This is a genomic window from Streptomyces sp. NPDC056373, assembly GCF_042262425.1.
Classification (GTDB): domain Bacteria; phylum Actinomycetota; class Actinomycetes; order Streptomycetales; family Streptomycetaceae; genus Streptomyces.
Map to the genome: position 1 here is coordinate 827,947 of NZ_JBHJPX010000001.1, position 24,639 is coordinate 852,585.

General features: G+C 70.4%; 22 protein-coding genes and 2 rRNA genes (1 of these 24 only partly in view). 6 read left to right on the top strand and 18 right to left on the bottom strand.

Features of this window, described 5'->3' with window-relative positions; genetic code table 11:
- Positions 1-85 precede the first annotated feature (85 nt).
- Positions 86-442, top strand: coding sequence for a hypothetical protein (locus tag ACFCXS_RS03880; RefSeq protein ID WP_376641464.1), 357 nt, complete (start codon positions 86-88; stop codon positions 440-442).
- Positions 443-457: 15 nt separating this feature from the next.
- Here ACFCXS_RS03880 and ACFCXS_RS03885 read toward each other — a convergent pair whose 3' ends face one another.
- On the bottom strand, positions 458-1,861 hold the full coding sequence (locus tag ACFCXS_RS03885) for a helix-turn-helix domain-containing protein (RefSeq protein ID WP_376641465.1): 1,404 nt from the start codon (positions 1,859-1,861) through the stop codon (positions 458-460).
- A 228-nt stretch (positions 1,862-2,089) separates the two neighbouring features.
- Here ACFCXS_RS03885 and ACFCXS_RS03890 point away from each other — a divergent pair, with 228 nt between their 5' ends.
- On the top strand, positions 2,090-2,725 hold the full coding sequence (locus ACFCXS_RS03890; RefSeq protein ID WP_376641466.1) for a DUF4232 domain-containing protein: 636 nt from the start codon (positions 2,090-2,092) through the stop codon (positions 2,723-2,725).
- 9 nt (positions 2,726-2,734) lie between these two features.
- On the opposite strand, the gene hemB is transcribed toward ACFCXS_RS03890, so the two are convergent.
- Positions 2,735-3,733: a porphobilinogen synthase gene (gene hemB / locus ACFCXS_RS03895; protein ID WP_376641467.1), complete on the bottom strand. Its 999-nt coding sequence runs from the start codon at positions 3,731-3,733 to the stop codon at positions 2,735-2,737.
- A 336-nt stretch (positions 3,734-4,069) separates the two neighbouring features.
- Between hemB and ACFCXS_RS03900 the strand changes: the two genes are divergently transcribed.
- The gene (locus ACFCXS_RS03900) at positions 4,070-5,458 is read left to right on the top strand and encodes an FAD-binding oxidoreductase (RefSeq protein ID WP_376641468.1); all 1,389 of its coding nucleotides are present in this window, start codon (positions 4,070-4,072) and stop codon (positions 5,456-5,458) included.
- 34 nt (positions 5,459-5,492) lie between these two features.
- Here ACFCXS_RS03900 and ACFCXS_RS03905 read toward each other — a convergent pair whose 3' ends face one another.
- The 5 genes from ACFCXS_RS03905 to ACFCXS_RS03925 form a co-directional block, all read right to left on the bottom strand.
- The gene (locus tag ACFCXS_RS03905) at positions 5,493-7,199 is read right to left on the bottom strand and encodes a uroporphyrinogen-III synthase (protein ID WP_376641469.1); all 1,707 of its coding nucleotides are present in this window, start codon (positions 7,197-7,199) and stop codon (positions 5,493-5,495) included.
- Positions 7,196-8,155, bottom strand: coding sequence for a hydroxymethylbilane synthase (hemC, locus tag ACFCXS_RS03910; protein ID WP_376641470.1), 960 nt, complete (start codon positions 8,153-8,155; stop codon positions 7,196-7,198). Before hemC ends, ACFCXS_RS03905 begins: the two co-directional genes overlap by 4 nt.
- The gene (locus ACFCXS_RS03915; RefSeq protein WP_376641471.1) at positions 8,152-9,909 is read right to left on the bottom strand and encodes a glutamyl-tRNA reductase; all 1,758 of its coding nucleotides are present in this window, start codon (positions 9,907-9,909) and stop codon (positions 8,152-8,154) included. The genes hemC and ACFCXS_RS03915 overlap by 4 nt, the downstream gene beginning before the upstream one ends.
- The gene (locus tag ACFCXS_RS03920; protein ID WP_376641472.1) at positions 9,906-10,670 is read right to left on the bottom strand and encodes a redox-sensing transcriptional repressor Rex; all 765 of its coding nucleotides are present in this window, start codon (positions 10,668-10,670) and stop codon (positions 9,906-9,908) included. Before ACFCXS_RS03920 ends, ACFCXS_RS03915 begins: the two co-directional genes overlap by 4 nt.
- 313 nt (positions 10,671-10,983) lie before the next feature.
- Complete coding sequence (locus ACFCXS_RS03925; RefSeq protein WP_376641473.1) at positions 10,984-11,262, bottom strand: glutaredoxin family protein; 279 nt, start codon at positions 11,260-11,262, stop codon at positions 10,984-10,986.
- Positions 11,263-11,425: 163 nt separating this feature from the next.
- Here ACFCXS_RS03925 and ACFCXS_RS03930 point away from each other — a divergent pair, with 163 nt between their 5' ends.
- The 3 genes from ACFCXS_RS03930 (at position 11,426) to ACFCXS_RS03940 (ending at position 14,990) form a co-directional block, all read left to right on the top strand.
- A complete protein-coding gene (locus ACFCXS_RS03930) occupies positions 11,426-12,343 on the top strand; it encodes an HAD family hydrolase (protein WP_376641474.1) in 918 nt (305 codons plus the stop codon).
- Between the two features lie 383 nt (positions 12,344-12,726).
- Positions 12,727-13,497: an ECF subfamily RNA polymerase sigma factor, BldN family gene (locus ACFCXS_RS03935; RefSeq protein WP_376641475.1), complete on the top strand. Its 771-nt coding sequence runs from the start codon at positions 12,727-12,729 to the stop codon at positions 13,495-13,497.
- A gap of 236 nt (positions 13,498-13,733) precedes the next feature.
- Positions 13,734-14,990: a DUF5667 domain-containing protein gene (locus tag ACFCXS_RS03940; protein ID WP_376641476.1), complete on the top strand. Its 1,257-nt coding sequence runs from the start codon at positions 13,734-13,736 to the stop codon at positions 14,988-14,990.
- Positions 14,991-15,074: 84 nt separating this feature from the next.
- On the opposite strand, the gene ACFCXS_RS03945 is transcribed toward ACFCXS_RS03940, so the two are convergent.
- From ACFCXS_RS03945 to ACFCXS_RS03995, 11 genes are all read right to left on the bottom strand, one after another.
- Positions 15,075-16,130 (bottom strand): lysophospholipid acyltransferase family protein, encoded by a 1,056-nt coding sequence (locus tag ACFCXS_RS03945; protein ID WP_376641477.1) that lies wholly within the window; start codon positions 16,128-16,130, stop codon positions 15,075-15,077.
- Between the two features lie 14 nt (positions 16,131-16,144).
- Positions 16,145-17,206, bottom strand: a complete 1,062-nt coding sequence (locus ACFCXS_RS03950; protein WP_376641478.1) for an NAD-dependent epimerase/dehydratase family protein — start codon at positions 17,204-17,206, stop codon at positions 16,145-16,147.
- Positions 17,207-17,440: 234 nt separating this feature from the next.
- On the bottom strand, positions 17,441-17,539 hold the full coding sequence (locus ACFCXS_RS03955; RefSeq protein WP_003948845.1) for a 30S ribosomal protein bS22: 99 nt from the start codon (positions 17,537-17,539) through the stop codon (positions 17,441-17,443).
- A gap of 156 nt (positions 17,540-17,695) precedes the next feature.
- Positions 17,696-17,908 carry a helix-turn-helix domain-containing protein gene (locus ACFCXS_RS03960; RefSeq protein WP_004984898.1) on the bottom strand — a complete coding sequence of 71 codons (213 nt, stop codon included), beginning with the start codon at positions 17,906-17,908 and terminating at the stop codon, positions 17,696-17,698.
- Positions 17,909-18,037: 129 nt separating this feature from the next.
- Positions 18,038-18,853 (bottom strand): phosphatase, encoded by an 816-nt coding sequence (locus ACFCXS_RS03965; RefSeq protein WP_376641479.1) that lies wholly within the window; start codon positions 18,851-18,853, stop codon positions 18,038-18,040.
- A gap of 219 nt (positions 18,854-19,072) precedes the next feature.
- Positions 19,073-20,242: an acetoin utilization protein AcuC gene (locus tag ACFCXS_RS03970; protein WP_376641480.1), complete on the bottom strand. Its 1,170-nt coding sequence runs from the start codon at positions 20,240-20,242 to the stop codon at positions 19,073-19,075.
- Positions 20,193-21,410: an MFS transporter gene (locus tag ACFCXS_RS03975; RefSeq protein ID WP_376641481.1), complete on the bottom strand. Its 1,218-nt coding sequence runs from the start codon at positions 21,408-21,410 to the stop codon at positions 20,193-20,195. Before ACFCXS_RS03975 ends, ACFCXS_RS03970 begins: the two co-directional genes overlap by 50 nt.
- Positions 21,411-21,470: 60 nt before the next feature.
- On the bottom strand, positions 21,471-22,256 hold the full coding sequence (locus tag ACFCXS_RS03980) for a VC0807 family protein (protein ID WP_376641482.1): 786 nt from the start codon (positions 22,254-22,256) through the stop codon (positions 21,471-21,473).
- 69 nt (positions 22,257-22,325) lie between these two features.
- Positions 22,326-22,970, bottom strand: coding sequence for an HAD family hydrolase (locus tag ACFCXS_RS03985; RefSeq protein WP_376641483.1), 645 nt, complete (start codon positions 22,968-22,970; stop codon positions 22,326-22,328).
- A gap of 62 nt (positions 22,971-23,032) precedes the next feature.
- Positions 23,033-23,149: ribosomal RNA gene (rrf, locus tag ACFCXS_RS03990) — 5S ribosomal RNA — on the bottom strand.
- Positions 23,150-23,243: 94 nt separating this feature from the next.
- Positions 23,244-24,639, bottom strand: a 23S ribosomal RNA gene (locus ACFCXS_RS03995) (it continues 1,368 nt past the right edge of the window).

A 24,639-nucleotide genomic window follows, 5' to 3' on the forward strand; every position in this document is an offset into this window, starting at 1 on the left:
GACGTCTCCCTGAAGAGTGAGTAGTTCAATCAACAACCACTACGACGGTCAACAACCTAACGGTTCAACTGATTTGATGGTGCCCGTGCGTAACGAAAGCCGGGCGACAACGACCCTGTGGCGCCCCACCGGCCCCGTGGAACTGGACCTGGTCCGGAACCTCGGCTGGCACGCCTGGCCGCCCCGGCTCCCCGAGCAGCCGATCTTCTACCCGGTCCTCGACGAGGACTACGCCATCAAGATCGCCCGCGACTGGAACGTCAAGCACGACGGCGCCGGCTTCGTCACCCGGTTCGAGGTCGACACCGAGTTCCTCACCCGCTACCCGGTCCAGCAGGCCGGCGGCCGCACCATCCTGGAGCTGTGGGTCCCGGCCGGGGAACTCGACGAGTTCAACGCCCACATCGTCGGCAAGATCGAGTTGGTCCACGAGTTCCACTGAGCCGCCCCCGCGCGGCTACTGCGTGGTCCCCTCCTCGACCCACTTCTCCCCGCCCAGCGGGAACTCGTAGGCCGGACGGCCGTTGTTGCCGCTCGTACGGAAGGGCCGGCCGTGGTCGTCCACGGTCAGCGTGCCCGTCCGGCCCCCGCTGGACCACCTCAGCTCCAGGTACCAACTGACGTCGTACGCGGAGGCGTCGGCCCGGATGTAGTACATCTCGGGGTCGCTCTCACTCACCTTGAAGGGGAAGTCCGCGTGCCCCGCGTCCGGCACGACCCCGGGGCGCGTGGCGTCGAGGGCGACGGTGAAGAACCTGGTCGGCACGCCGCCGCCGCAACCGACGCCCGGATACGCCATGGCGTAGTCGTTCCACGCGAGCGGCGCACGCTTGCCGGCCATCCGGACCGTCAGCCCCTTGACGACCACGGTCTCCTTGCCCTTCCCCTGCACCGTCAGCTTCAGGAACTGCTCCCCCGACGGCACGGCCCCCATCGCCGCCACCCAGCCGGGCGCGCCCTGCTCCAGCGGTGGCGGCTCGACCTTCCCCGGCGGCAGATTCACCAGGTAGCGCTGGGAGCAGGGGCTCTCCCAGGCGTGCGGCTCCGTGGTCACGGTGAGAGGAGCGGCGGCCGGGGCGGCGTCACGGCCCGGGCGGTCGGCCCCACTGGTGGCGGCGCCCGATGCGGGAGGCGCGGAGGCACTCGCACTCGCCTTCTCCTGCTTCTCCCTGTCCTTGCCCCTGCCCTTGCCCCTGCCCTTGTCCTCGCTGCCCTTGGAGGGCGAAGGGGCCGAAGGCGACACGGAGGCCGCCGTGCCCTCCCTCTGCGGAGCGCCGGCACCGCCGGAGGCCACCGCCGCTCCGCGCCGCCCCTCGTCTTGCGCAGGGCCCGAGGGAACGGCCACGGCGAGTCCGACACCGCCGAGGACCACGGCAGCGGCGACCCCGGCGAGGACGGCCCGGCGACGGCTCCGGCCCACGGCCTGCTCCGGCGCGGGTACGCCGGCGTCCGGGGACTGCTCCGGCGCGGGTACGCCGGCATCCGCGGACTCCTCCGGCGCGGGTACACCGACGTCCGGGGACTCGGGTGTGCCCGGCGCCAGGGCGTCGGGCCCCACAACAGCGGTCACTTCCGCAGCGCCGCTCCTCGCGCCCCCGCTCCCCTTGCGCACCCGCCCGGCGTCCGCCAGGATCCACCGCCGGTGCAGCTCGACGAGCTCCGTGGGCGACGCCCTGCACAGCCGGGCGAGCCGCTCCACCGGCGCGTAATCGGTCGGCACGGCATCCCCGTTGCAGTACCGGTGCAGTGTCGACGTACTCATGTGGAGCCGTTTGGCGAGCACCCCGTAGCTCAGCCCCGAGCGCTCCTTCAATTCCCCCAACAGCGCGGCGAATTGCGCCGCGGTCGTGCCTTCCGACACTGCTCCTCCATGCCCCGTGTCCCGTTCCCCCGTTCCAGGGAATGACTGTTCTCCCTGGTCAAATCATGTGCGGGCGTTCCAACGTCCCTGATCTCCCGCCTGGTCTGGCGGCCGGGACGGATCACCGCACAAGCTCTGGTCATCCAAGCACGCCGATCCCGGCCCACCGGCAGCGCGACCCACCCGGGCCTGCTCACCCACCGCCTTTGTCCGAAAGGAAACGCAAGCATGCGCAAGTACCGCGCCCTGCCCGTCGCCCTCCTGGCCGCCCTCGCCCTGACGGCATGCCAGGACGGCACGGGCACGAAGGACGAGGGAGCCGCCTACCCCGAGCCGGCCTCGGCGACGGTCACGACCCAGCAGGCCACGACCCAGCAGGCCACGAAGAGCGTGAAGGCCGTGCAGGACGTGACGAAGGCGAAGGGCTCCACCGCGAAGCGTGTCTCCTGCAACGGCTCCAACACCACCGTCACCGCCCGGCCGGTCCGGCGTCCCGTCAACCACATGCTGCTCACGGTGAAGAACACCGGCTCGAAGACGTGCGACCTCACCTACTACCCGATGCTGCGCTTCGACGAGATGCAGTGGGCGCCGCGGCCGATCGAGGACTCCCAGCCCCAGGCGGTGGTGACCCTGGCCCCCGGCGAGTCGGGCTACGCGGGCGTCTCGCTGTCGGCGGCCGACGGCAGCGGCGAGTGGGGCACCACGGCTCACAAGCTCACGGTCGGCTTCCAGGGCCGCACGCCGAACAGCGACGGCGGCCCCACGGCGATCCCGGCCCTGCCGGCCAAGGGCGTGTACTACGACAGCACGCTGACGGTCACCTACTGGCTGCGCGAGATGGACGACGCGCTGTCCTACTGACGCCCGGGACTACTGCTCCTTGAGCTTCTGGGCCACTTCGGTGGCCCAGTAGGTGAGGATGTTGCGGGCACCTGCCCGCCTGATGCCGGTCAGGGACTCCATGATGGCCCGGTCCCGGTCGATCCAGCCCTTCTCGGCGGCGGCCTCGATCATCGAGTACTCGCCGGAGATCTGGTAGGCGGCGACCGGCACGTCCACGGCGTCCGCGACCCGGGCGAGGATGTCGAGGTAGGGCCCGGCCGGCTTGACCATCACCATGTCGGCGCCCTCCTCCAGGTCCAGGGCGAGCTCCCGCAGCGACTCACGCGCGTTCGCGGGGTCCTGCTGGTACGTCTTCCGGTCGCCCTGCAGCGACGAGCCGACGGCCTCGCGGAAGGGCCCGTAGAACGCGGAGGCGTACTTCGCGGTGTAGGCGAGGATCGCGACGTCCTCCCGCCCGATCTGGTCGAGGGCGTCGCGGACGACCCCGATCTGCCCGTCCATCATCCCGCTGGGCCCGACGACATGGGCGCCGGCGTCGGCCTGGACCTGGGCCATCTCGGCGTACCGCTCCAGGGTGGCGTCGTTGTCGACCCGCCCCTGCTCGTCGAGCACGCCGCAGTGCCCGTGGTCGGTGGTTTCGTCGAGGCACAGGTCGGACATGACGAGCAGGTCGTCCCCGACCTCGGCCCGCACGTCCCGCAGGGCGACCTGGAGGATGCCGTCCGGGTCGGTCCCGGGCGTCCCGAGCGCGTCCTTCTTCGACTCCTCCGGCACGCCGAACAGCATGATCCCGGAGATCCCCGCCGCGACCGCCTCCGCGGCGGCCTTCTTCAGGCTGTCCCGGGTGTGCTGCACGACCCCCGGCATGGCGGCGATCGGCACGGGCTCGTCGACGCCCTCCCGCACGAAGGCCGGGAGGATGAGATCGGCGGGGTGCAGTCGGGTCTCGGCGACCATCCGACGCATCACGGGGTTGGTCCGCAACCGCCGCGGCCGAGTACCGGGGAAAGATCCGTACGTCGTCATGCCCTCTACGCTACGCCCGCCCGAAAACCCCCGATGCCGACGCCTTGTCGGCCCCACCCAGCTGCGGACCTGCACAGCCGCCCCCGCTGCAGGCACGCGTGCGCCGCTGCGGGCATGCGTGCCGCTAGGGGCGGCACGGGTGGGCGCAGCGGCGCCCCGCCACGCCGGGCTGCGGACCCGCCCGCCCCCAGCCCCCACGCCGAGTACCTGAAAGCCCACCGCCCCGCAATGCGCCTTGGAACCCCCCGGTCCATCCTGAAACAGCAGGACAAGAACCCCGACGGCCGGCCACACCCCCGCCGCCGTCCCTCCGTACCCGCCCCCACGGAGGACGCGATGACCGCCCCCCACCACACCCCCGACCTCTTCGCCCTCTCGGAGATCAACGGCCCGGTACTGCGCCCCGGCGACCCCGCCTACGCCGACGAGGTCACCGGCTTCAACCTGGCCTCCCTGCACACCCCGGACGTGGCCATAGGCGCCACCGGCTCCGACGACGTCGTCACGGCCATGCGCTGGGCGCACGCCACCCGCACCCCCGTCGCCGTCCAGGCCACCGGCCACGGCGCCAACTTCCCGATCGAGCACGGCCTGCTCATCAACACGTCCCGCATGACGGACGTCCACGTCGATCCCACCACCCGCACCGCCACCATCGCGGCGGGCGCCAAGTGGAGCCACGTCACGGCCGCGGCCGCCCCTCACGGCCTGGCGGGCCTGTGCGGCACCTCCACGGACGCGGGCGTCGTCGGCTACACCCTGGGCGGCGGCCTCCCGGTCCTCGGCAGGGCCTACGGCTACGCCGCCGACCTGGTCCGCTCCTTCCAGGTCGTCACCCCCGACGGGCACCTGCGCGAGGCGGACCCCCGGCACGAACCGGAACTGTTCTGGGCACTGCGCGGCGGCAAGGGCAACGTAGGCGTCGTCACCTCGCTGGTCACCGACCTGCTGCCCCTGTCACACCTCTACGGCGGCGGCCTGCACTGCCACGCCGAGCACACGGAGGCCCTGCTGCGCGCCTGGAAGGACTGGACCCTCACCGTCCCGGACGCGATGTGCAGCATGTTCTCCGTCCTGCGCCTGCCGCCGATCCCCCAGATCCCCGAGCCTCTGCGCGGCGGCTTCTGGGCCCGGGTCGCGATCGCCTGGCCCGGCGACCCGGCCGAGGGCGAGGCCCTGATCGCACCCCTGCGGGACGCCGCACCCGTGGCCGTCGACCTGGTCGGGGAGATGGACTACGCGGACCTGGACCGCATCCACATGGAACCGCAGGACCCGCTCCCGGCACGCGAGTGCTGCATGCTGCTGCGCGACCTGCCCCCCGAGGCCGTCGGCACGTTCCTGGAGCAGGTCGGCCCCGGAGCGGGCGCCGAGCACCCCCTCCTCGTAGCCTCCCTGCGGCACATGGGCGGCGCCCTGGCCCGCCCGTCCCCCGTCGAGGACGCCGTCTGCTCCCGCGACGCCCGCTACTTCATGGAGTCGGTCGGCATCATGCCCGCCCCACCCGTCGCCGAGGCCGTCGAACAGGCGACACGCCGCCTCTACACGGCCATGGCCCCGTACGGCACGGGCCGCACCATGGTCAACATCCACGGCACCCCCGGCGACGACCAGGACCGCGCCCGCGCCTGGACCCCGGAGGTCTACGCCCGCCTGCGCCACGACAAGGCCGTCTACGACCCGGACAACCTGCTGCGCTACGGCCACGCGGTGACACCCGCGTAGCCGCAGCACCGGCAGTGGCAGTGGCCGGTATCGCTCAGGTCGTCGAACGCCGCCGCCGCGCCCCCGGCCGCCGCTCGCTCGGCCGCGTCACCGGATCCCCGGCCTCCACCGCCGCCGTGCGGCGCTTCGCACCGAAGTCGGCCAGGGCTTCCGCCAGCTTGTGGACGGACGGCTCGGGAGCCATGACGTCCACCCGGAGCCCGTGCTCCTCGGCGGTCTTCGCCGTGGCCGGGCCGATACACGCGATCACCGTGACGTTGTGCGGCTTGCCGGCGATGCCGACCAGGTTCCGCACGGTGGAGGACGAGGTGAAGAGAACGGCGTCGAAACCGCCGCCCTTGATCGCCTCGCGGGTCTCGGCCGGTGGCGGCGAGGCCCGCACGGTCCGGTAGGCCGTGACGTCGTCGACCTCCCACCCGAGCTCGATCAGCCCGGCGACCAGCGTCTCCGTGGCGATGTCCGCACGCGGCAGGAACACTCTGTCGATCGGGTCGAAGACCGGGTCGTAGGGCGGCCAGTCCTCCAGCAGACCGGCGGCCGACTGCTCGCCGCTGGGCACCAGGTCCGGCTTCACGCCGAACGCGATCAGCGCGTTCGCCGTCTGCTCGCCCACGGCCGCGACCTTGATGCCCGCGAAGGCACGCGCGTCGAGCCCGTACTCCTCGAACTTCTCCCGCACGGCCTTGACCGCGTTCACCGAGGTGAAGGCGATCCACTCGTAGCGGCCCGTCACGAGCCCCTTGACCGCGCGCTCCATCTGCTGGGGCGTGCGCGGCGGCTCGACGGCGATCGTCGGCACCTCGTGCGGCACGGCCCCGTACGACCGCAGCTGGTCGGAGAGCGACGCCGCCTGCTCCTTCGTACGCGGCACGAGCACCTTCCAGCCGAACAGCGGCTTGGACTCGAACCACGCGAGCTGGTCGCGCTGGGCGGCGGCGGAACGCTCACCGACCACGGCTATCACCGGTCGGCCGCCGTCGGGCGAGGGCAGTACCTTGGCCTGCTTCAGCGTCTGCGCGATCGTGCCGAGCGTGGCGGTCCAGGTGCGCTGCCGGGTGGTCGTACCGGCGACGGTGACCGTCATCGGGGTGTCCGGCTTGCGTCCGGCGGAGACCAGCTCGCCGGCGGCCGCCGCGACGGAGTCCAGCGTCGTGGAGACGACGACCGTGCCGTCCGACGCCCCGACCTCCGTCCAGCACCGGTCCGACGCCGTCCGCGCGTCCACGAACCGCACGTCCGCGCCCTGCGCGTCCCGCAGCGGCACACCGGCGTAAGCGGGCACACCGACGGCGCTCGCGATACCGGGGACGACCTCGAAAGGCACCCCGGCGGCGGCGCACGCCAGCATCTCCTCGGCGGCGTACGTGTCGAGGCCCGGGTCCCCGGACACCGCACGCACGACCCGCCTGCCGCCCCGCGCGGCCTCCATGACAAGATGTGCGGCATCCCGCACCGCGGGGACCGCGGCGGTGGTTGACGTGCCGTCAACTACCGTCAGCTGGGGCGCTCCTGTGCCCGGAGCCGGATCCTGGGAAGGACCCGGGTCCGTGTGCACCTCGGAGACGCCCTGCCTGGCGTGCTGACGTACGACGTCGAGCACCTCGTGCTCGGCGACGAGGACGTCAGCGCTCGCCAGCGCCTCCACGGCGCGCAGAGTAAGCAGTCCCGGATCTCCGGGTCCGGCACCCAGGAAGGTGACGTGCCCGTGTTCAGGACCGGCGGAAAGGGTGGTGGGGCTCAATGTGCTCGCTCCCCCATCAGACCGGCCGCGCCCTGGGCGAGCATCTCGGCCGCGAGTTCGCGACCGAGCGCCATTGCCCCGTCGTGCGTCTCGGGCACGGGACCGGTGGTGGACAGCTGCACCATGCGCGTGCCGTCGGTGGTCCCGACGACGGCGCGCAGGCGCATTTCCTTGACAGTCTGCCCGTCGGCCAGAAGGTCGGCCAAAGCGCCCACAGGGGCGCTGCAGCCGGCCTCCAGGGCGGCGAGCAGTGATCGCTCGGCCGTCACGGCGATCCGCGTGAACGGGTCGTCGAGTTCGGCGAGCGCGGCGATGAGGTCCGCGTTGCCCGCGGTGCACTCGATCGCCAGGGCCCCCTGGCCGGGGGCGGGCAAAACCGTGTCGACCGACAGGAAGTCGGTCGCTTCGTCGCCACGGCCGATCCGGTTCAGTCCGGCGGCGGCCAGCACGACGGCGTCGAGCTCCCCGCTGCGTACGAACCCGATGCGGGTGTCGACGTTGCCTCGGATCGGGACGGTCGCTATGTCCAGGCCGTGGCTGCGGGCGTACGCGTTGAGCTGCGCCATGCGGCGGGGCGAACCCGTACCGATGCGTGCCCCGGAGGGCAGGTCGGTGAACTTCAGGTCGTCCCGGGCGACGATCACGTCCCGCGGATCCTCGCGCACCGGCACGGCGGCCACGACCAGTTCGTCGGGCTGCGTGGTCGGCAGGTCCTTCAGCGAGTGCACCGCGAAGTCGACCTCGCCCTTGAGCAGCGCGTCGCGCAGGGCGGTCACGAACACGCCGGTGCCGCCGATCTGGGCGAGCTGCTCGCGCGAGACATCGCCGTACGTGGTGATCTCGACGAGCTCCACGGGCCGCCCGGTCACCCGGCTCACGGCCTCCGCCACCTGCCCGGACTGCGCCATGGCGAGCCTGCTGCGGCGGGTGCCGAGCCTCAGCGCCTTGTCAGTCATGCCGGCCCTCGGTCTTTCTCGGTGGTGCTGTCCTCGGCCCGGGAGACGGCGGCCACCGTCTCGGGGTCGAGGTCGAACAGGGTCCGCAGCGCGTCCGCGTACCCGGCGCCGCCGGGCTCGGCCGCGAGTTGCTTGACCCGCACGGTCGGCGCGTGGAGCAGTTTGTCGACCACGCGCCGCACGGTCTGGGTGATCTCCGCTCGGTGCTTGTCGTCGAGTCCGGGCAGCCGCCCGTCCAGCCGGGCGATCTCGCCGGCCACGACGTCGGCGGCCATGGTGCGCAGGGCGACCACGGTCGGCGTGATGTGCGCGGCCCGCAGTGCTGCCCCGAAGGCCGCGACCTCGTCGGAGACGATACGCCGGACCTGGTCCACATCGGCAGCCATCGGAGCGCCCGCGGAAGCTTCCGCCAGCGACTCGATGTCCACCAGCCGCACCCCGGCCAGCCGGTGCACGGCCGCGTCGATGTCGCGCGGCATCGCGAGGTCCAGCAGGAAGAGCACGGGCTCGGGCCGCTGCGGCTCCTCGACCGGCTCGGGCCGGCGCCGCTCGGGGATCCGCCCGACCGTGGCGACGGTCGCGGCGAGCGCGGCGATGGCGTCGGTGTCCGCGGCCGGGTCGAGCGTGCCGGTCTGCCCCGGCCGGGCCGTACCGCCCGCGGCACGCCGGTCGCCGCCCACCGAGCCGTTGTCCACCCACGCCGCGTGCTGTTCGAGGTCGGCGGCGGCCATCCCGGCCACGGCGGCCTCGCCCAGCACGGAGAACCCGGCGGTGCCCTGCACCGCGGAGAGGTCCAGCGGGCAGCCGTCCTCGCTGCCGGCGGCCGACGCGCCCTCGCGCTGTGCTCCGGCTGCGGAGCGGGCGCCCGGTGCCCCGGGTCCGTCCTCGCCGGGCGCGGCCGCCGGCGCGGGCGTACGGCCCCCGATCGCCTCGGCGACGGACTCGGCCGTCAGCACCAGGCCGGTCGCTCCGGTACAGGAGACGGTGACGTCGGCACGTGTCAGCTCGGCCGGCACCGACTCCATCGGTACCGCGCGGGCCGCCACGTCCGTGTCGTCGCCCTCCATGAGGATCTCGGCGAGGCGCTCGGCGCGGTCGAAGGTGCGGTTGGCGACGACGATCTCGGCGACCCCGGCCCGGGCGAGCGTGGCGGCGGCCAGGGAGGACATCGACCCGGCTCCGATGACCAGGGCCCTCTTGCCCCGGGCCCACTGCTGTACGTCCCCGCCCCGGGCCAGCTGCTCCAGGCCGAAGGTGACCAGGGACTGGCCGGCCCGGTCGATGCCGGTCTCGGAGTGGGCGCGCTTGCCGACCCGCAGGGCCTGCTGGAACAGGTCGTTCAGCAGACGGCCCGCGGAGTGCAGGTCCTGCGCCCGGGCCAGGGCGTCCTTGATCTGGCCGAGGATCTGCCCCTCGCCGACGACCATCGAGTCCAGCCCGCAGGCCACCGAGAACAGGTGGTGGACGGCCCGGTCCTCGTAGTGCACGTAGAGATAGGGAGTGAGCTCCTCCAGGCCGACCCCGCTGTGCTGGGCGAGCAGCGTGGACAGCTCGGCGACACCGGCGTGGAACTTGTCCACGTCGGCGTAGAGCTCGATGCGGTTGCAGGTGGCGAGCACCGCGGCCTCGGAGGCCGGCTCGGCGGCGACCGTGTCCTGGAGCAGCTTGACCTGCGCGTCCGCGTTCAGCGCGGCCCGCTCCAGCACGCTGACCGGGGCGCTGCGGTGGCTGAGTCCGACGACGAGGAGGCTCATGCCGGCATCACGGCGGGCATGTCCCCGTCGGGTCCCTGGTCGGCGGAGTCGCTGCGCGCGGCGGCGGTGGGAACGCCACCGTCGGAGGAGGCGGCCTCCTCCCCGGCCTTGCGCTGCTCGTGGAAGGCGAGGATCTGCAGCTCGATGGAGAGGTCGACCTTGCGCACGTCGACGCCCTCGGGGACGGACAGCACGGTCGGCGCGAAGTTCAGGATGGAGGTGACACCGGCGGCCACGAGCCGGTCGCAGACCGCCTGGGCGGCACCGGCGGGGGTGGCGATGACACCGATCGACACGCCGTTGTCCTGGATGATCTTCTCCAGGTCGTCGGAGTGCTGCACCGGGATGCCGGCGACGGGCTTGCCGGCCATGGCCGGGTCGGCATCGATCAGCGCGGCGACGCGGAAACCGCGGGAGGCGAAACCGCCGTAGTTGGCGAGGGCGGCGCCGAGGTTGCCGATACCGACGATCACGACCGGCCAGTCCTGGGTGAGCCCCAGTTCGCGGGAGATCTGGTACACGAGATACTCGACGTCGTAGCCGACACCCCTGGTCCCGTAGGAGCCGAGGTAGGAGAAGTCCTTGCGCAGCTTGGCGGAGTTGACCCCCGCCGCGGCCGCGAGCTCCTCGGAGGAGACCGTGGGGACCGAGCGCTCCGACAGCGCGGTCAGAGCGCGGAGGTACAGCGGAAGCCGGGCGACGGTGGCCTCGGGAATCCCTCGGCTGCGGGTCGCCGGTCGGTGAGTTCGGCCAGTTGCCACGGTGCTCCTGCGGGTAGAGCGGGGCTGTAGGCGGTCATACGTCCCTACATGACCGCCCCGTCGAATGCAGGCTATGTCTTTGTGAACGCGTGCACAAAGATGGTGTCCGATTTGCCCGGCCAACGTGACCGGGGTCACGCGCCCCCGGCGCACGCGCAGGGAACCAGCGCCTGAGCGCCACCGTTCCTTGTCTTCTGGGGGCAAAACCGCACACTCTCCTCAGTCAATCCCGCCCCCGAGACCTAGCCGCCATCGATCCTAAGCGACCTGGCGGCCCCTTTGGACTGATCGGTCAGTCGCTCACCGGGCGGGATCAGTCGGTCAGCGCCTTGCGCAGGCGGCCCTCGTTCACGCGCCAGAACGTGTGCTGCCTGCCGTCCACCAGCACGACCGGGATCTGCTCCCAGTACTGGTCGTGCAGCTCCCGATCCTCGGTGATGTCCTTCTGCTCCCAGGGGACTCCCAGATCACCGCACACCTTCTCCACAACGACCTGTGCGTCATCACACAGATGACAGCCGGGCTTGCGGATCAGGGTGACGAGCCGGTCACCGGAGGGCCTGCGACGGAAGAGGGGACTCATGCCGGCCATTGTCGCGCGCCCACGGACAAGCGGAACCCTCGCGAAAGCCCCGTCGGACACGCCGACCGCGTCCGTCCCGCACGGCATCTTTTGACGACATGCTTGCCGAGAGTTCACACGCCCCCAACCTTCCGACTCCGGAACCCCCGAACAAACTGGCTATGCTCACGCCATGGCCGCTCTTGGATGGCTCACTCCCCGTAGGCGCTCCGCCACGGCGCGGAGCGTTTTGGCAGGCGAGGCCTCGGCGGAGGCAGCCCGCAAGTCCACGCAGGAAGTCGCCGGCACGACCGAGGAACCGCAGTTCCCGGTGCACGGCGACGACCGGGCCGCCGCCTTCTTCGACCTGGACAACACCGTCATGCAGGGCGCGGCCATCTTCCACTTCGGACGCGGCCTGTACAAACGGAGGTTCTTCGAGACGCGCGACCTCGCGAAGTTCGCCTGGCAGCAGGCGTGGTTCCGCCTCGCCGGGATCGAGGACCCCGAGCACATGCAGGAGGCCCGCGACTCGGCCCTCTCGATCGTCCAGGGCCACCGCGTCGCCGAGCTCCAGTCGATCGGCGAGGAGATCTACGACGAGTACATGGCCGAGCGCATCTGGCCCGGCACCCGCGCCCTCGCCCAGGCCCACCTGGACGCCGGCCAGAGGGTGTGGCTGGTGACGGCCGCCCCCGTCGAGATCGCCACGGTCATCGCCCGCCGCCTCGGCCTGACCGGCGCGCTGGGCACGGTCGCCGAGTCCGTCGACGGCGTCTACACCGGCAAGCTCGTCGGCGAACCGCTGCACGGCCCCGCGAAGGCCGAGGCCGTCCGCGCCCTGGCCGCCGCCGAGGGCCTGGACCTCGGCCGCTGCGCCGCCTACAGCGACTCGCACAACGACATCCCGATGCTCTCCCTGGTCGGCCACCCCTACGCCATCAACCCGGACAGCAAGCTGCGCAAGCACGCCCGGCAGCTGGACTGGCGTCTGCGCGACTACCGCACGGGCCGCAAGGCGGCCAAGGTCGGCATCCCTGCCGCGGCGGGCGTCGGCGCGGTCGCGGGCGGCACGGCGGCCGCCATCGCCCTGCACCGCCGCCGCCGCTGACGGCTGACGGCTGACGGCTGACGGCTGACGGCTGACGGCTGATCAAACCGGGACACGGATGTTTGCGGCCTGACAATCGCCGTAAATCCAACTGGCGTACCCCCACAACCTCCTCTCCAGTCCTCTTGGCTGCACACGGCCACAACACGCCCCGCACTCAGCCGTAATCCGAAGCTTTCCGATCAACCACCGGTCACGATCCGGCACTTGATCCGGCGTCAATCGGTTACGGAAGCGACGTAATCGATGATTTGAGCAACTCGGTGTAGCAGGGCCTGTACGAAGCGTTATTCTCCTCAGACGCAAACCGGTACCCCTCCGTCGCTACGACGGGTGAAAGGTCCCGCACTGCACGTGATGGAAGCTCTGCCTCTGGGAGTCCCGTGTACCCACACGTCGGGGTTGACGCCTCGGGCCTGGCTACGCTGCGCGCAACGGTCCACAACCTGTTGCGCGGCTTCGTCCCCACCGCGTACGCCGTCCCCGCATTCGCCGCCGCCGCGCCCGTAGGCCCTTGCTACGCACTGGCCGACGGCAGCGCCGCGGTCGGCAGACGAGGGCGCCCCTCCGGCGCGGCCACCGCACGCCGGCCTGCCGCTGACAGCGACAGCGCCCGGATGATGGACCTCGTGGAGCGCGCACAGGCCGGCGAGTCCGACGCCTTCGGCCGCCTCTACGACCAGTACAGCGACACCGTCTACCGGTACATCTACTACCGGGTAGGAGGAAAGGCGACCGCCGAGGACCTCACCAGCGAGACCTTCCTGCGCGCCCTGCGCCGCATCGGCACCTTCACCTGGCAGGGCCGCGACTTCGGCGCCTGGCTCGTGACCATCGCCCGCAACCTCGTCGCGGACCACTTCAAGTCCAGCCGCTTCCGCCTCGAGGTCACCACCGGCGAGATGCTCGACGCCAACGAGGTCGAGCGCTCCCCCGAGGACTCCGTCCTGGAGTCCCTCTCCAACGCCGCCCTGCTCGACGCCGTACGGCGGCTCAACCCCCAGCAGCAGGAGTGCGTGACGCTCCGCTTCCTCCAAGGCCTCTCCGTGGCCGAGACCGCCCGGGTGATGGGCAAGAACGAGGGCGCCATCAAGACCCTCCAGTACCGGGCCGTCCGCACCCTCGCCCGGCTGCTCCCGGAAGACGCCCGCTGAGCCGCCGGCACGCTCGGCGACACCCAACTCACGGACCGTGAAAGTCCGTTGACTTCGGCATCCGATCAGCCGGAGTCCGTAACCCATGTGCCACGCCGCTCGTTGTGCGGAATGCAGGCTCCCTGTGGTCACCCCCTGGCCGGCCCCGGTCACTCGATCGTGTGGTCGTGCTCAGGGTGTGCAACCCTCAGGACCCCCTGGGGAGTCGACCGTCATGACGAGAGGAGGTGCCGCCAGTGATCGCGAACGTATCGGCGCACCGGCGGGCGAACGCCTTCGCCCAGGCCCTCGAGGAGCAGTCCGAGCAGGGCCCGGCGGCCGAGCAGCCCGAAGGATCGGCACCGGCCCCGGCCATCGCGGAGACGAGCGAACAGGCCCGCCATCTGGCGCTCGCCTCGGAGCTCGGCGCGTTGCCGAAGCCGGAGCTCGACCCGGAGGTCAAGGTCGTCCAGCGGGCCCAGCTGGTGGCCGCCTTCGAGGCCATGCTCCAGGAGGGCACCGCGAGCGGCGGGGCGACGGACAGCGCGGTCCCCGAACAGCGGTCCAGGGCCCGCGGGGCGCACCGCGCGGGTTCACTGAAGAAGTTCCGGCCGCGTTCCCGGCTCGCCAAGGGCCTGACCGCGGGCGGACTCAGCGTCGGGGTCGCCGCGAGCGCCTTCGGCGGAGTCTCCGCCGCCAGCTCGGACGCCCTTCCCGGCGACTCGCTCTACGGCCTCAAACGCGGCATCGAGGACGTCAAGCTCGGCCTCGCCGACGGGGCGGACGAGCGCGGCCGGGTCTATCTCGACCACGCCTCCACCCGGCTCAGCGAAGCCCGCCGCCTGATGGAGCGAGGCCGCAGCGGCCCCCTGGACCACGAGTCCCTCGGCGAGATCCGCCGCGCCCTGTCCGGCATGCGGCACGACGCGTCGGAGGGCCACCGGCTGCTGAGCGAGGCGTACGAGCGCGACCCGGGCTCACTCGGCCCCATCCAGGCCCTGTCCGCGTTCTCCCGCTCCCACCGCGAGGCCTGGGGCGAACTGCGCGAGCGACTGCCCGTCCAGCTGGGGGACGTCAGCCGGGAGGTGTCGTCCGTCTTCGACGCCATAGAGGAGGATGTCGCCCCGCTGCGCTCCCTGCTGCCCGAGCCTTCCGCCACGAGCGGAGGCGACGGCAGGCGGCAGGGCGTCTCCGAGTCCGCTCCCAGCGGCTCCTCGAGCACCGGCCGCTCGACCCGCCCCAGCGACAGCGGCGGCAGGCACAGCGACGAGCACAGCAAGGGCAGCGGCAGTGGCAGTGGCAGCCCCAGCCGCTCGGCCGGTTCCGGTGACGACAGCGACGGCCTGCTCGGTGGCAGCACCGGCGGCCTGCTCGACCCGCCGAAGGACAACGCGACCAGCACCTCCCCGTCGGCGGAGGGCCACACACCCGTCCCCAAGCCGGATGTGACGCTCCCGCCCCTCCTGCCCGGTCTCCTGCCGGGCCTGGGCATCGACGGCGAGGACGCGGGCTAGAAGGCGCTCAGGGGCGCCCCTTCACCAGGGGGCGCCCCTGAGCCGTAGGCGGACAGCGGCAGACAGGCTCGGAAGAACAGCGAGTCAGAAGAACACCGACCGCCGCTGCACCAGCAGCTTGTACAGCGTGTGCTGGATCTGTTCCCTGACCTGGTCGGTCAGGTTGAACATCAGCATCGGGTCCTCCGCCGCCTCCGGCGGATAGCCGTCCGTGGGGATCGGCTCGCCGAACTGGATCGTCCACTTGGTGGGCAGCGGAATCGCCCCGAGCGGCCCCAGCCACGGGAACGTCGGTGTGATCGGGAAGTAGGGGAAGCCCAGCAGCCGCGCGACCGTCCTGGCGTTGCCGATCATCGGGTAGATCTCCTCCGCCCCGACGATCGAGCAGGGCACGATCGGCGTCCCCGCGCGCAGCGCCGTCGAGACGAAACCGCCGCGGCCGAAGCGCTGCAGCTTGTAGCGGTCCGCGAAGGGCTTGCCGAGTCCCTTGAAGCCCTCCGGCATCACCCCGACCAGCTCGCCCTGCTCCAGCAGCCGGGACGCGTCCTCCGCGCACGCCAGGGTGTGACCCAGCTTGCGGGCCAGCTCGTTGACCACCGGCAGCATGAACACCAGGTCCGCGGCGAGGAGCCGCAGATGCCGGCCCGCCGGGTGGTTGTCGTGCACGGCGACCTGCATCATCAGGCCGTCCATCGGCAGGGTCCCGGAGTGGTTGGCGACGATCAGGGCGCCGCCCTCGGCCGGGATGTTCTCGATGCCCTTCACCTCGACCCGGAAGTACGTCTCGTACAGCGGGCGCAGCAGCGACATCAGGACCTGGTCGGTGAGTTCCTCGTCGTAGCCGAAGTCGTCGACCTCGTAGTCCCCGGTGAGGCGCCGACGCAGGAAGGACAGGCCGCCCGCGATCCGCCGTTCCAGCCCGCCCCCACCGTCCCCGGAGGGCTCCGGCGGCTGTTCATCGGAAGTCACAGGAACATCATCCTGCGGAACAGCACCGGTGGGCAGGGGCTGCACCTCGCGCACCGGCACGGACTCCGCGCCCGGGCGGCGGTTCCCGGCGCTCCGGCGCCGCTGGGGACGCTGCGCCGCGCTCCCCCGGGACCGGTCGTCGTCGAACGGAATGACCTTGGCGTCCGCCATCGTTGATGCGCTCCTCAGTTGGCGCTCTGCGTCGGGGAGTGTCCGCCGCCCGCGAGGGGCAGGCCGGCGATCCTGTCCACGGCCCCCGCGAGGGCCTCCGGCGGAAGCAGTCCGGGGCCCTGGCTGCGGGCGAAGTCCGCGAACGTCTCCGCGGTCGTGTACTTGGGCTGGAATCCCAGCGTCTCGCGCATCTGGCCCGTGGCCACCACCCGGCCGTGCGTGAGCAGCCGGATCTGCTCGGGCGAGAAGTCCGTCATCCCCAGCGTACGCACCAGCGAGCCCGCCCAGGTGACGGCCGGGAGCAGCAGGGGCACGGTGGGGCGTCCGAGGCGCCGGGAGCACTGCGAGAGCAGCAGCACGCCGTCGCCGGCGATGTTGAAGGTGCCGCTGTTGAGCGTGCCCCGCCGAGGTTCGTGCGAGCCGATCCGCAGCACCTCGATCACGTCGTCCTCGTGCACGAACTGCAGCCTGGGGTCGTAGCCGAACACGGTCGGCAGGACCGGCAGCGCGAAGTACGAGGCGAGCGGGGTGTCCGCGGTCGGGCCCAGGATGTTGGCGAACCTCAGCACGCACACGGCCACGTCCGGCCGGCGGCGCGCGAAGCCGCGGACGTAGCCCTCGACCTCGACCGTGTCCTTCGCGAAGCCGCCGCTGGGCAGGGACTTGGGCGGGGTCGTCTCGGTGAACACGGCCGGGTCGCGGGGCGCGGAGCCGTAGACGTTCGTGCTGGACTTCACCACCAGCCGCTGCACGGCCGGGGACTTCTGGCAGGCACCGAGCAGCTGCATGGTGCCGATGACGTTGGTCTCCTTCAGGGAGGCCCGGTTGCCGCTGCCCAGCGGCGTGCCCGTCACGTCGAGGTGGACGATCGTGTCGGCGCCCGTCTCCGCGAGCACCCGCGCGATGCCGGGCTGCCGGATGTCGGCCTGGACGAAGTCCGCACCGCCCAGATGGTGCTCGGGCGGCACCGCGTCCACGGCGACGACCCGGTCGACGTCGGGGTCTCGCTGGATCCGCCGGACGAACCGGCCCCCCAGCTGGCGGGCCACTCCGGTCACGAGCACGACCTTGCCCAAGATCAGCGCCTTCCTTCCCGAACCTCTCGTCCCCGCCGCGTTCCCCCGTGGGGCCAACTTAGCGGGTTGTTGTTGCGCTGTGATGACCGCCCGAAGCGCGAAGTGACCGAAGCCGCCGGACGCGGGAACGCGGGGCGGCGCGCCGCCGGGCCCGACGGCACATATGCGTGTGGCCCCCCACCATCCATCGGTGGGGGGCCACAGCAACGCTCTCGCGGCGTGCGCGTCGCGAACTTACTTCTTGTTGCGACGCTGAACGCGCGTGCGCTTGAGCAGCTTGCGGTGCTTCTTCTTCGCCATCCGCTTGCGCCGCTTCTTGATAACAGAGCCCACGACTACCCTCGCTCACTTCTCATCACTCGGTGTTTGGGCGCCATGGGCCCATACGACCTACGAGGGGCCAGCCTACCCGTCCGAGCGCTGAGGTCGTAATCGAGGAGGCCGGGAGGATCCCCAGGTGCCCTGTGGGGGATCGCCCCGGCCCTGCCGTCAGGCGGTTTCCACCCCCACGTAACTCTCGCGGAGGTACTCGTGAACCGCTTGCTCCGGGACGCGGAAGGACCGCCCCACACGGATCGCGGGCAGATGACCGCTGTGCACCAGCCGGTACACGGTCATCTTCGACACTCGCATCACCGAGGCGACTTCCGCCACGGTAAGGAACTGAACCTCGTTCAGAGGCCTCTCGCCAGCTGCAGCCATGACACACCTGAACCTTCCGCACTCGACGGCCACCGGCTTCCCCTTCCGGTGACTCTTCGTCGCTGCGTGCTCACTCCCCAATGTAGGTGCCAGTGATGCGAGTGGGGAAGAGGTGCACCCATCGGCGGCCTACTGTGACAGACACGCCCGATTGAGTACGTAGCGGGTAAGCGGCAGGTAGTAATCGGACCGCACGCCGTCATCAAGTGGAACGACCACGGAGACGGACCCCTCAGCCTCTCCCACGAACAGCGCCGGGTCGTCCGTGTCGGCCGGCCCGATGGCCTCGAACCCCAGCTGACCTGCCCCGCAGACCCACCCGTGGTCCCCGATCACCAGCTCGGGCAGCGGCCCGCCGGCCTCCGCGCAAGCGGCCAGCACGGTACGAACCGGGAGAGGTGAGTGCGTATGTGCGCCGGGCTCACAACCGGGGCGTTCGGGGCCCGGGGTCCGCACGAGCGCGACTCCTCGTACGTAGTCGAGGTTGTACGTACGTAGACCGAACCGGGTCGTTATGTCGACACGGCGACCCTGCGCAGGGGTGAGGACGGCACATCCCGCCGCCGACAGGGCGTCTGCCAGAGCGCCGTAGAAACCGAGCAGCCGGTGCGGGTGCCCGGTACCGAGAAGCACGGGAGCACCCCGCCGGGCGACCTCCGCGAGGCGTTCCGCGAAGGCGTCCAGCGCCGCCAGGGTACGCCCCGGATCGATCACATCCTGGCCGGAAACCCGCCGGGAATCGGCCGAAACACCGCACCGGTCCGCCATCAGCTCGATCAACTCCCGCTGCCGCCAGACACCTTCGGGATCGATCCCGAGCAGCACCCGGGGGTCCCGGGCCGCGAAGAGCCGGTAGCTGCGCAGGCTCTCCTCCCGCGAGGTCGCCACGGTCCCGGCGAGCCGCGCGCCCACCAGGTGCGCACGCAGGGCTTCGGTGGTCAGCACAAGAAGATCGTGCGTGACCGCGACGCGCCCTGTCCCGGGAACCGGTGAACACCGCACGGTCGGCCCAGCACCTGCCGCCCGCCGCAGCCTGCGGGCGCCCCCGCGCCGGACGAACTCCGCCCGCCCGACCCGGGCCCCTCTCGCGGCAGGTGTGCGGTCACCTCCCGTCCTCCGGGCCGGCTGACCGCACGCGAGGCCCCCAGGCCTGGCCTCTCACCCTCACGCCAGCAGTCCCCGCAGCGGGAACACCGCCCGCCGGGCCGCCAGCACCGCCTGGTCCAGCCGGTCCGCAGGGTCGTAGCCCTCGTCCCAGCCGGACCAGGAGACGGGGCGTCCGTCCGTCATCCGGGCCGGGGCCAACTGCCGCGTCCTCGCGAACACCTCCTGCCGCCACTCCTCCGGGATCATCGTCTCCGGCTCCACGGGCCGACCCGCCGCGATCGCGACCAGATGCGTCCAGGACCGCGGTACGACGTCCACCACCGCGTAGCCGCCCCCGCCCAGGGCCACCCACCGCCCGTCGGCGTGCTCGTGCGCCAGGTCGTGACAGGACACCTGCACGGCCCGCTGCGCGTCCAGCGACACCGCCAGGTGCGCCAGCGGATCCTCGAAGTGCGTGTCGGCCCCGTGCTGCGTCACCAGCACCTGCGGCCGGAAGTCGGCGATCAGCTCCGGCACGACCGCGTGGAACGCCCGCAGCCACCCCGCGTCCCCCGTCCCGGCCGGCAGCGCCACATTCACCGCCGAGCCCTCCGCGGAGTCCGCCCCGGTCTCCTCCGGCCACCCGGTCTGCGGGAACAGCGTCCGCGGATGCTCGTGCAGCGAGACCGTCAGCACCCGCGGGTCCTCCCAGAACGCCGCCTGGACCCCGTCACCGTGATGCACGTCGACATCGATGTACGCGACCCGCTCCGCCCCGAGCTCCAGAAGCCGTGCGATGGCCAGCGAAGCGTCGTTGTAGATGCAGAACCCGGACGCGCCACCCGGCATCGCGTGGTGCAGCCCGCCCGCGAAGTTCACCGCGTGCAGCGCCTCACCCCGCCACACCGCCTCCGCCGCCCCCACCGACTGCCCGGCGATCAGCGACGACACCTCGTGCATCCCCGCGAACGCCGGATCGTCCATCGTCCCCAGCCCGTACGACTGGTCCGCCGCCCTCGGATCCGCGGACGCGGCCTTCACCGCCCCGATGTAGTCCTGCCGGTGGACGAGCCGCAGCGTCGACTCCCCGGCCGCCTTCGCGGCGACCACGTCCACCTCACGGTCCAGCCCGAAGGCGTCGACCAGCCTCCGGGTCAGGGCGAGCCGGACGGGGTCCATCGGATGCCCCGGACCGAAGTCATAGCCCGTTACTGCCTCGTCCCACATCAGCTGTGCGCGCCCGCTCATGCCCGCCACCGTATCGGTCCGGTTGAGCGCCGAACGACCGGGCGTACACCAGCGTCACCAGCACCAACACCATCGGCACCAGCATGGCCCCGCGGTAGCTCCACAGATCCCCGAGCGCCCCGACCAACGGCGAACCGACCAGGAACCCCACGTAGTTGAAGACGTTGAGCCGCGCCACGGCCGCGTCCGAAGCCCCCGGGAACAGCCTCCCGGCCGCCGCGAACGTCTGCGGCACCAGCACACACAACCCCAGCCCCAGCAGCGTGAACCCCAGCATCCCGACCCACGCCCCGGGCGCGGCGGCCACCACGGCGAACCCGCCCGCAGCCACGAGCGCACCGCCCCGCACCACCGCGACCGCCCCGAACCGCCGTACCCCGAAGTCCCCGATCGCCCGCCCCAGCAGCGTGGTGACCATGTACACGTTGAACGGCACCGTCGCCATCTGCTCCGAGCTCCCCAGCACGTCCTGCAGATACTTGGCACTCCAGTTGGAGACCGTCGAGTCACCGATGTACGCGACCGTCATCACCAGACACAGCGGCAGCAGCCACTTGAAGACGACCGCCCCGCCCTCCCCGGCCTGGTCCTCCGCCACCGCGGCCGCACCCCGGTCGTCTACGTACCACCGGCTCCCCACCAGCACAGCCGGCAGCAGCACCAGCACGACCGGCAGATACGACACCCACAACGCCAGATGCCAGTGCGCCCCCACCCAGGCCAACGAGGCCCCGACGATCCCGCCCAGGCTGTAGGCCGCGTGGAAACTGAGCATGATGCTGCGCCCGTACGACCGCTGCAGGCTCACGCCGAGCATGTTCATCGAGGCGTCCAGCACCCCGACGGCAAGCCCGAACGCCGCGAGCGCGACCCCGAGTTCCACCATCCGCTCCCCGGCCCCCACCCCGAGCAGCGCCAGCAGCACCACGGGCTGGGACCACCGCAGCAGCCGGCTCGGCGGTACCCGCTTCACCAGTCGCTCGGTGGTCACACTCCCGACCCCGGCGAGGACCGGCACGGCGGCCAGGAACGCGGGCAGCAGGGCGTCGGAGACTCCGTACCGGCCCTGGATGGCCGGGATCCTCGTCACGAGCAGAGCGAAGGCGACACCCTGCACCAGGAAGCTGAACGCCAACGAGGCCCTGCCGCGCCGCAGCACATCTGTCATGGCGGCGAGCGTAGGGCCCCGGCTTACTCGTGGGTAGATCCAGCCAAAGATGAATTTCCCTCAGCTCTGCCTGGCCGTCACGAGACCCACGGTCACAAGACCGTTCTCGACGGACGCATCCGAGCGACCGGCGCCCGCCCGAGCCTCGGCCTGCTTCTCGTTCCCCGTCCCCGCCTTCGCCTCCGCGACGACCATCGCGGCCATCGGACCGGCGCCCAGCGCCCCGCCGACCACGAAGCCCAGTCCCATGGCCACGACCATGATCACATTGCCGAGCCACACCATGGTGTCCACCGGAAGGGTGTACGCCCCCACCACCCGCACCACACACTCGGCGAGCAGTACGACCCCCCACACCAGCGAGAACATCCGCTCGGCCCGCCGAAACCGCGCCGACCCGGCATGCAGCCGCGCCCAGGCGGCCTCCCGGCCCGCGTCCCCCTTCACCACCCAGGGCTTCATGCCTGCGGTCATCAGGGGCTTGCCGAGCGCCACGGACACGATGATGCCGATCCCGATCGTGCTGCTGACCGCACTGTCCTTGGCGATCATCAGCCGTGGGTCACCGGCCACGAAGCCGAGCAGCAGGGAGACGACGTTCACGAGGAGGATGAGCGCGGCCAGCCCGTTGACCTCACGGGACCTCACCACACCCCACCCGGTCCGCACGGCGGGCACAACGCTGCTCAGGCCGAGCGCCACCAGGGTGCTCATCCCGAGGCCGTTCCTCAGGAGGTAGTACGCCCCGAGGGGCACCGCCACGTCGAGGAGCAACGGCGCGAAGTTCCGCAGCACGCTCCGGCTGTTGGTGTCGCTTCCCTTGGTGTTCCCCGTGTTCGTCGTCATGCACCCAGCTTCGCGGCCGGCACCGCATCGCCGGTAGAAACGATCATCCGGTCCCCGCCATGACAAATGTCAGGCCAGCATGCCCATCAACTCCCCCATGTCGGAGAAGAGTTGAGTGGCACCCGCGAGCCTGCCGGCCGGCGTCATCGCGGTGAACCCGTACACGTCCATCCCGGCGGCGACGGCGGCCCGTACTCCCAGCGGACTGTCCTCGACGACGACGCACCGCTCGGGTGCGATCCCCATCCGCTCGGCCGCGTACAGAAACAGGTCGGGAGCCGGCTTGCCACGCCCGACGTCCTGCGAGCTGAAGACGCGTCCCTCGTCGAACCACCGGTCGAGCCCGGTCGTCCGGTGCCCCACTCGGATCCGCTCATGACTCCCGGAGGATGCCACGCAGTACGGCACAGCGTCGGCGGTGAGCTTCTGCAGCACCTGTTCGACACCGGCCACCGGCTTCAACTGCTCCTCGAAGGCCGCGAAGACCCGCCCGTGGAACACGTCGTCGAAGTCGTCCGGCAACTGCTGCCCGGTCCGCTCGAGGACCAGCTCGTGAATGCGGTGCATCGCCGATCCCATGTAGTCCCGAATGGACTCCTCGTAGGAGGTGGGGTGCCCCAGCTCGGTGAGGTACGCGGCGAGCAACCGGTTGGAGATGGGCTCACTGTCGACGAGAACGCCGTCGTTGTCGAAAAGGACGAGGTCATAGCGCATGAATTCGAGCTTAAACGCAGAAAACCCCCGCATCTGAAGATGCGGGGGTTTTCCCAAAAATTGTTCGGCGGCGTCCTACTCTCCCACAGGGTCCCCCCTGCAGTACCATCGGCGCTGAAAGGCTTAGCTTCCGGGTTCGGAATGTAACCGGGCGTTTCCCTAACGCTAAAACCACCGAAACACTATGAAACTATCGAACGATGCCGCACCACACCATCACCTGGCATGGGGCTGTTCGTGGTTTCAGAACCAACACAGTGGACGCGAGCAACTGAGGACAAGCCCTCGGCCTATTAGTACCGGTCAACTCCACACGTTACCGTGCTTCCATATCCGGCCTATCAACCCAGTCGTCTACTGGGAGCCTTACCCTCTCAAGGAGGTGGGAATACTCATCTCGAAGCAGGCTTCCCGCTTAGATGCTTTCAGCGGTTATCCCTCCCGAACGTAGCCAACCAGCCATGCCCTTGGCAGAACAACTGGCACACCAGAGGTTCGTCCGTCCCGGTCCTCTCGTACTAGGGACAGCCCTTCTCAATATTCCTACGCGCACAGCGGATAGGGACCGAACTGTCTCACGACGTTCTAAACCCAGCTCGCGTACCGCTTTAATGGGCGAACAGCCCAACCCTTGGGACCGACTCCAGCCCCAGGATGCGACGAGCCGACATCGAGGTGCCAAACCATCCCGTCGATATGGACTCTTGGGGAAGATCAGCCTGTTATCCCCGGGGTACCTTTTATCCGTTGAGCGACGGCGCTTCCACAAGCCACCGCCGGATCACTAGTCCCGACTTTCGTCCCTGCTCGACCCGTCGGTCTCACAGTCAAGCTCCCTTGTGCACTTACACTCAACACCTGATTGCCAACCAGGCTGAGGGAACCTTTGGGCGCCTCCGTTACTCTTTAGGAGGCAACCGCCCCAGTTAAACTACCCATCAGACACTGTCCCTGATCCGGATCACGGACCCAGGTTAGACATCCAGCACGACCAGACTGGTATTTCAACGACGACTCCCCCTGAACTGGCGTCCAGAGTTCAAAGTCTCCCAGCTATCCTACACAAGCCGAACCGAACACCAATATCAAACTGTAGTAAAGGTCCCGGGGTCTTTCCGTCCTGCTGCGCGAAACGAGCATCTTTACTCGTAGTGCAATTTCACCGGGCCTATGGTTGAGACAGTCGAGAAGTCGTTACGCCATTCGTGCAGGTCGGAACTTACCCGACAAGGAATTTCGCTACCTTAGGATGGTTATAGTTACCACCGCCGTTTACTGGCGCTTAAGTTCTCAGCTTCGCCCCGACGAATCAGAGCTAACCGGTCCCCTTAACGTTCCAGCACCGGGCAGGCGTCAGTCCGTATACATCGCCTTACGGCTTCGCACGGACCTGTGTTTTTAGTAAACAGTCGCTTCTCGCTGGTCTCTGCGGCCACCCCCAGCTCACCGTGTAAAACGGATCACCAAGTGTGGCCCCCCTTCTCCCGAAGTTACGGGGGCATTTTGCCGAGTTCCTTAACCATAGTTCACCCGAACGCCTCGGTATTCTCTACCTGACCACCTGAGTCGGTTTAGGGTACGGGCCGCCATGAAACTCGCTAGAGGCTTTTCTCGACAGCATAGGATCATCCACTTCACCACAATCGGCTCGGCATCAGGTCTCAGCCTC

What these genes read in the sequence shown, in the direction of transcription:
- ACFCXS_RS03890 (WP_376641466.1), top strand. Translation starts at nt 2,090, where the DNA reads ATGCGCAAGTACCGCGCCCTGCCCGTCGCCCTCCTGGCCGCCCTCGCC.
- hemB (WP_376641467.1), bottom strand. Translation starts at nt 3,733, where the DNA reads ATGACGACGTACGGATCTTTCCCCGGTACTCGGCCGCGGCGGTTGCGG.
- ACFCXS_RS03900 (WP_376641468.1), top strand. Translation starts at nt 4,070, where the DNA reads ATGACCGCCCCCCACCACACCCCCGACCTCTTCGCCCTCTCGGAGATC.
- hemC (WP_376641470.1), bottom strand. Translation starts at nt 8,155, where the DNA reads ATGACTGACAAGGCGCTGAGGCTCGGCACCCGCCGCAGCAGGCTCGCC.
- ACFCXS_RS03915 (WP_376641471.1), bottom strand. Translation starts at nt 9,909, where the DNA reads ATGAGCCTCCTCGTCGTCGGACTCAGCCACCGCAGCGCCCCGGTCAGC.
- ACFCXS_RS03925 (WP_376641473.1), bottom strand. Translation starts at nt 11,262, where the DNA reads ATGGCCGGCATGAGTCCCCTCTTCCGTCGCAGGCCCTCCGGTGACCGG.
- ACFCXS_RS03930 (WP_376641474.1), top strand. Translation starts at nt 11,426, where the DNA reads ATGGCCGCTCTTGGATGGCTCACTCCCCGTAGGCGCTCCGCCACGGCG.
- ACFCXS_RS03945 (WP_376641477.1), bottom strand. Translation starts at nt 16,130, where the DNA reads ATGGCGGACGCCAAGGTCATTCCGTTCGACGACGACCGGTCCCGGGGG.
- ACFCXS_RS03960 (WP_004984898.1), bottom strand. Translation starts at nt 17,908, where the DNA reads ATGGCTGCAGCTGGCGAGAGGCCTCTGAACGAGGTTCAGTTCCTTACC.
- ACFCXS_RS03970 (WP_376641480.1), bottom strand. Translation starts at nt 20,242, where the DNA reads ATGAGCGGGCGCGCACAGCTGATGTGGGACGAGGCAGTAACGGGCTAT.
- ACFCXS_RS03975 (WP_376641481.1), bottom strand. Translation starts at nt 21,410, where the DNA reads ATGACAGATGTGCTGCGGCGCGGCAGGGCCTCGTTGGCGTTCAGCTTC.
- ACFCXS_RS03980 (WP_376641482.1), bottom strand. Translation starts at nt 22,256, where the DNA reads ATGACGACGAACACGGGGAACACCAAGGGAAGCGACACCAACAGCCGG.
- ACFCXS_RS03985 (WP_376641483.1), bottom strand. Translation starts at nt 22,970, where the DNA reads ATGCGCTATGACCTCGTCCTTTTCGACAACGACGGCGTTCTCGTCGAC.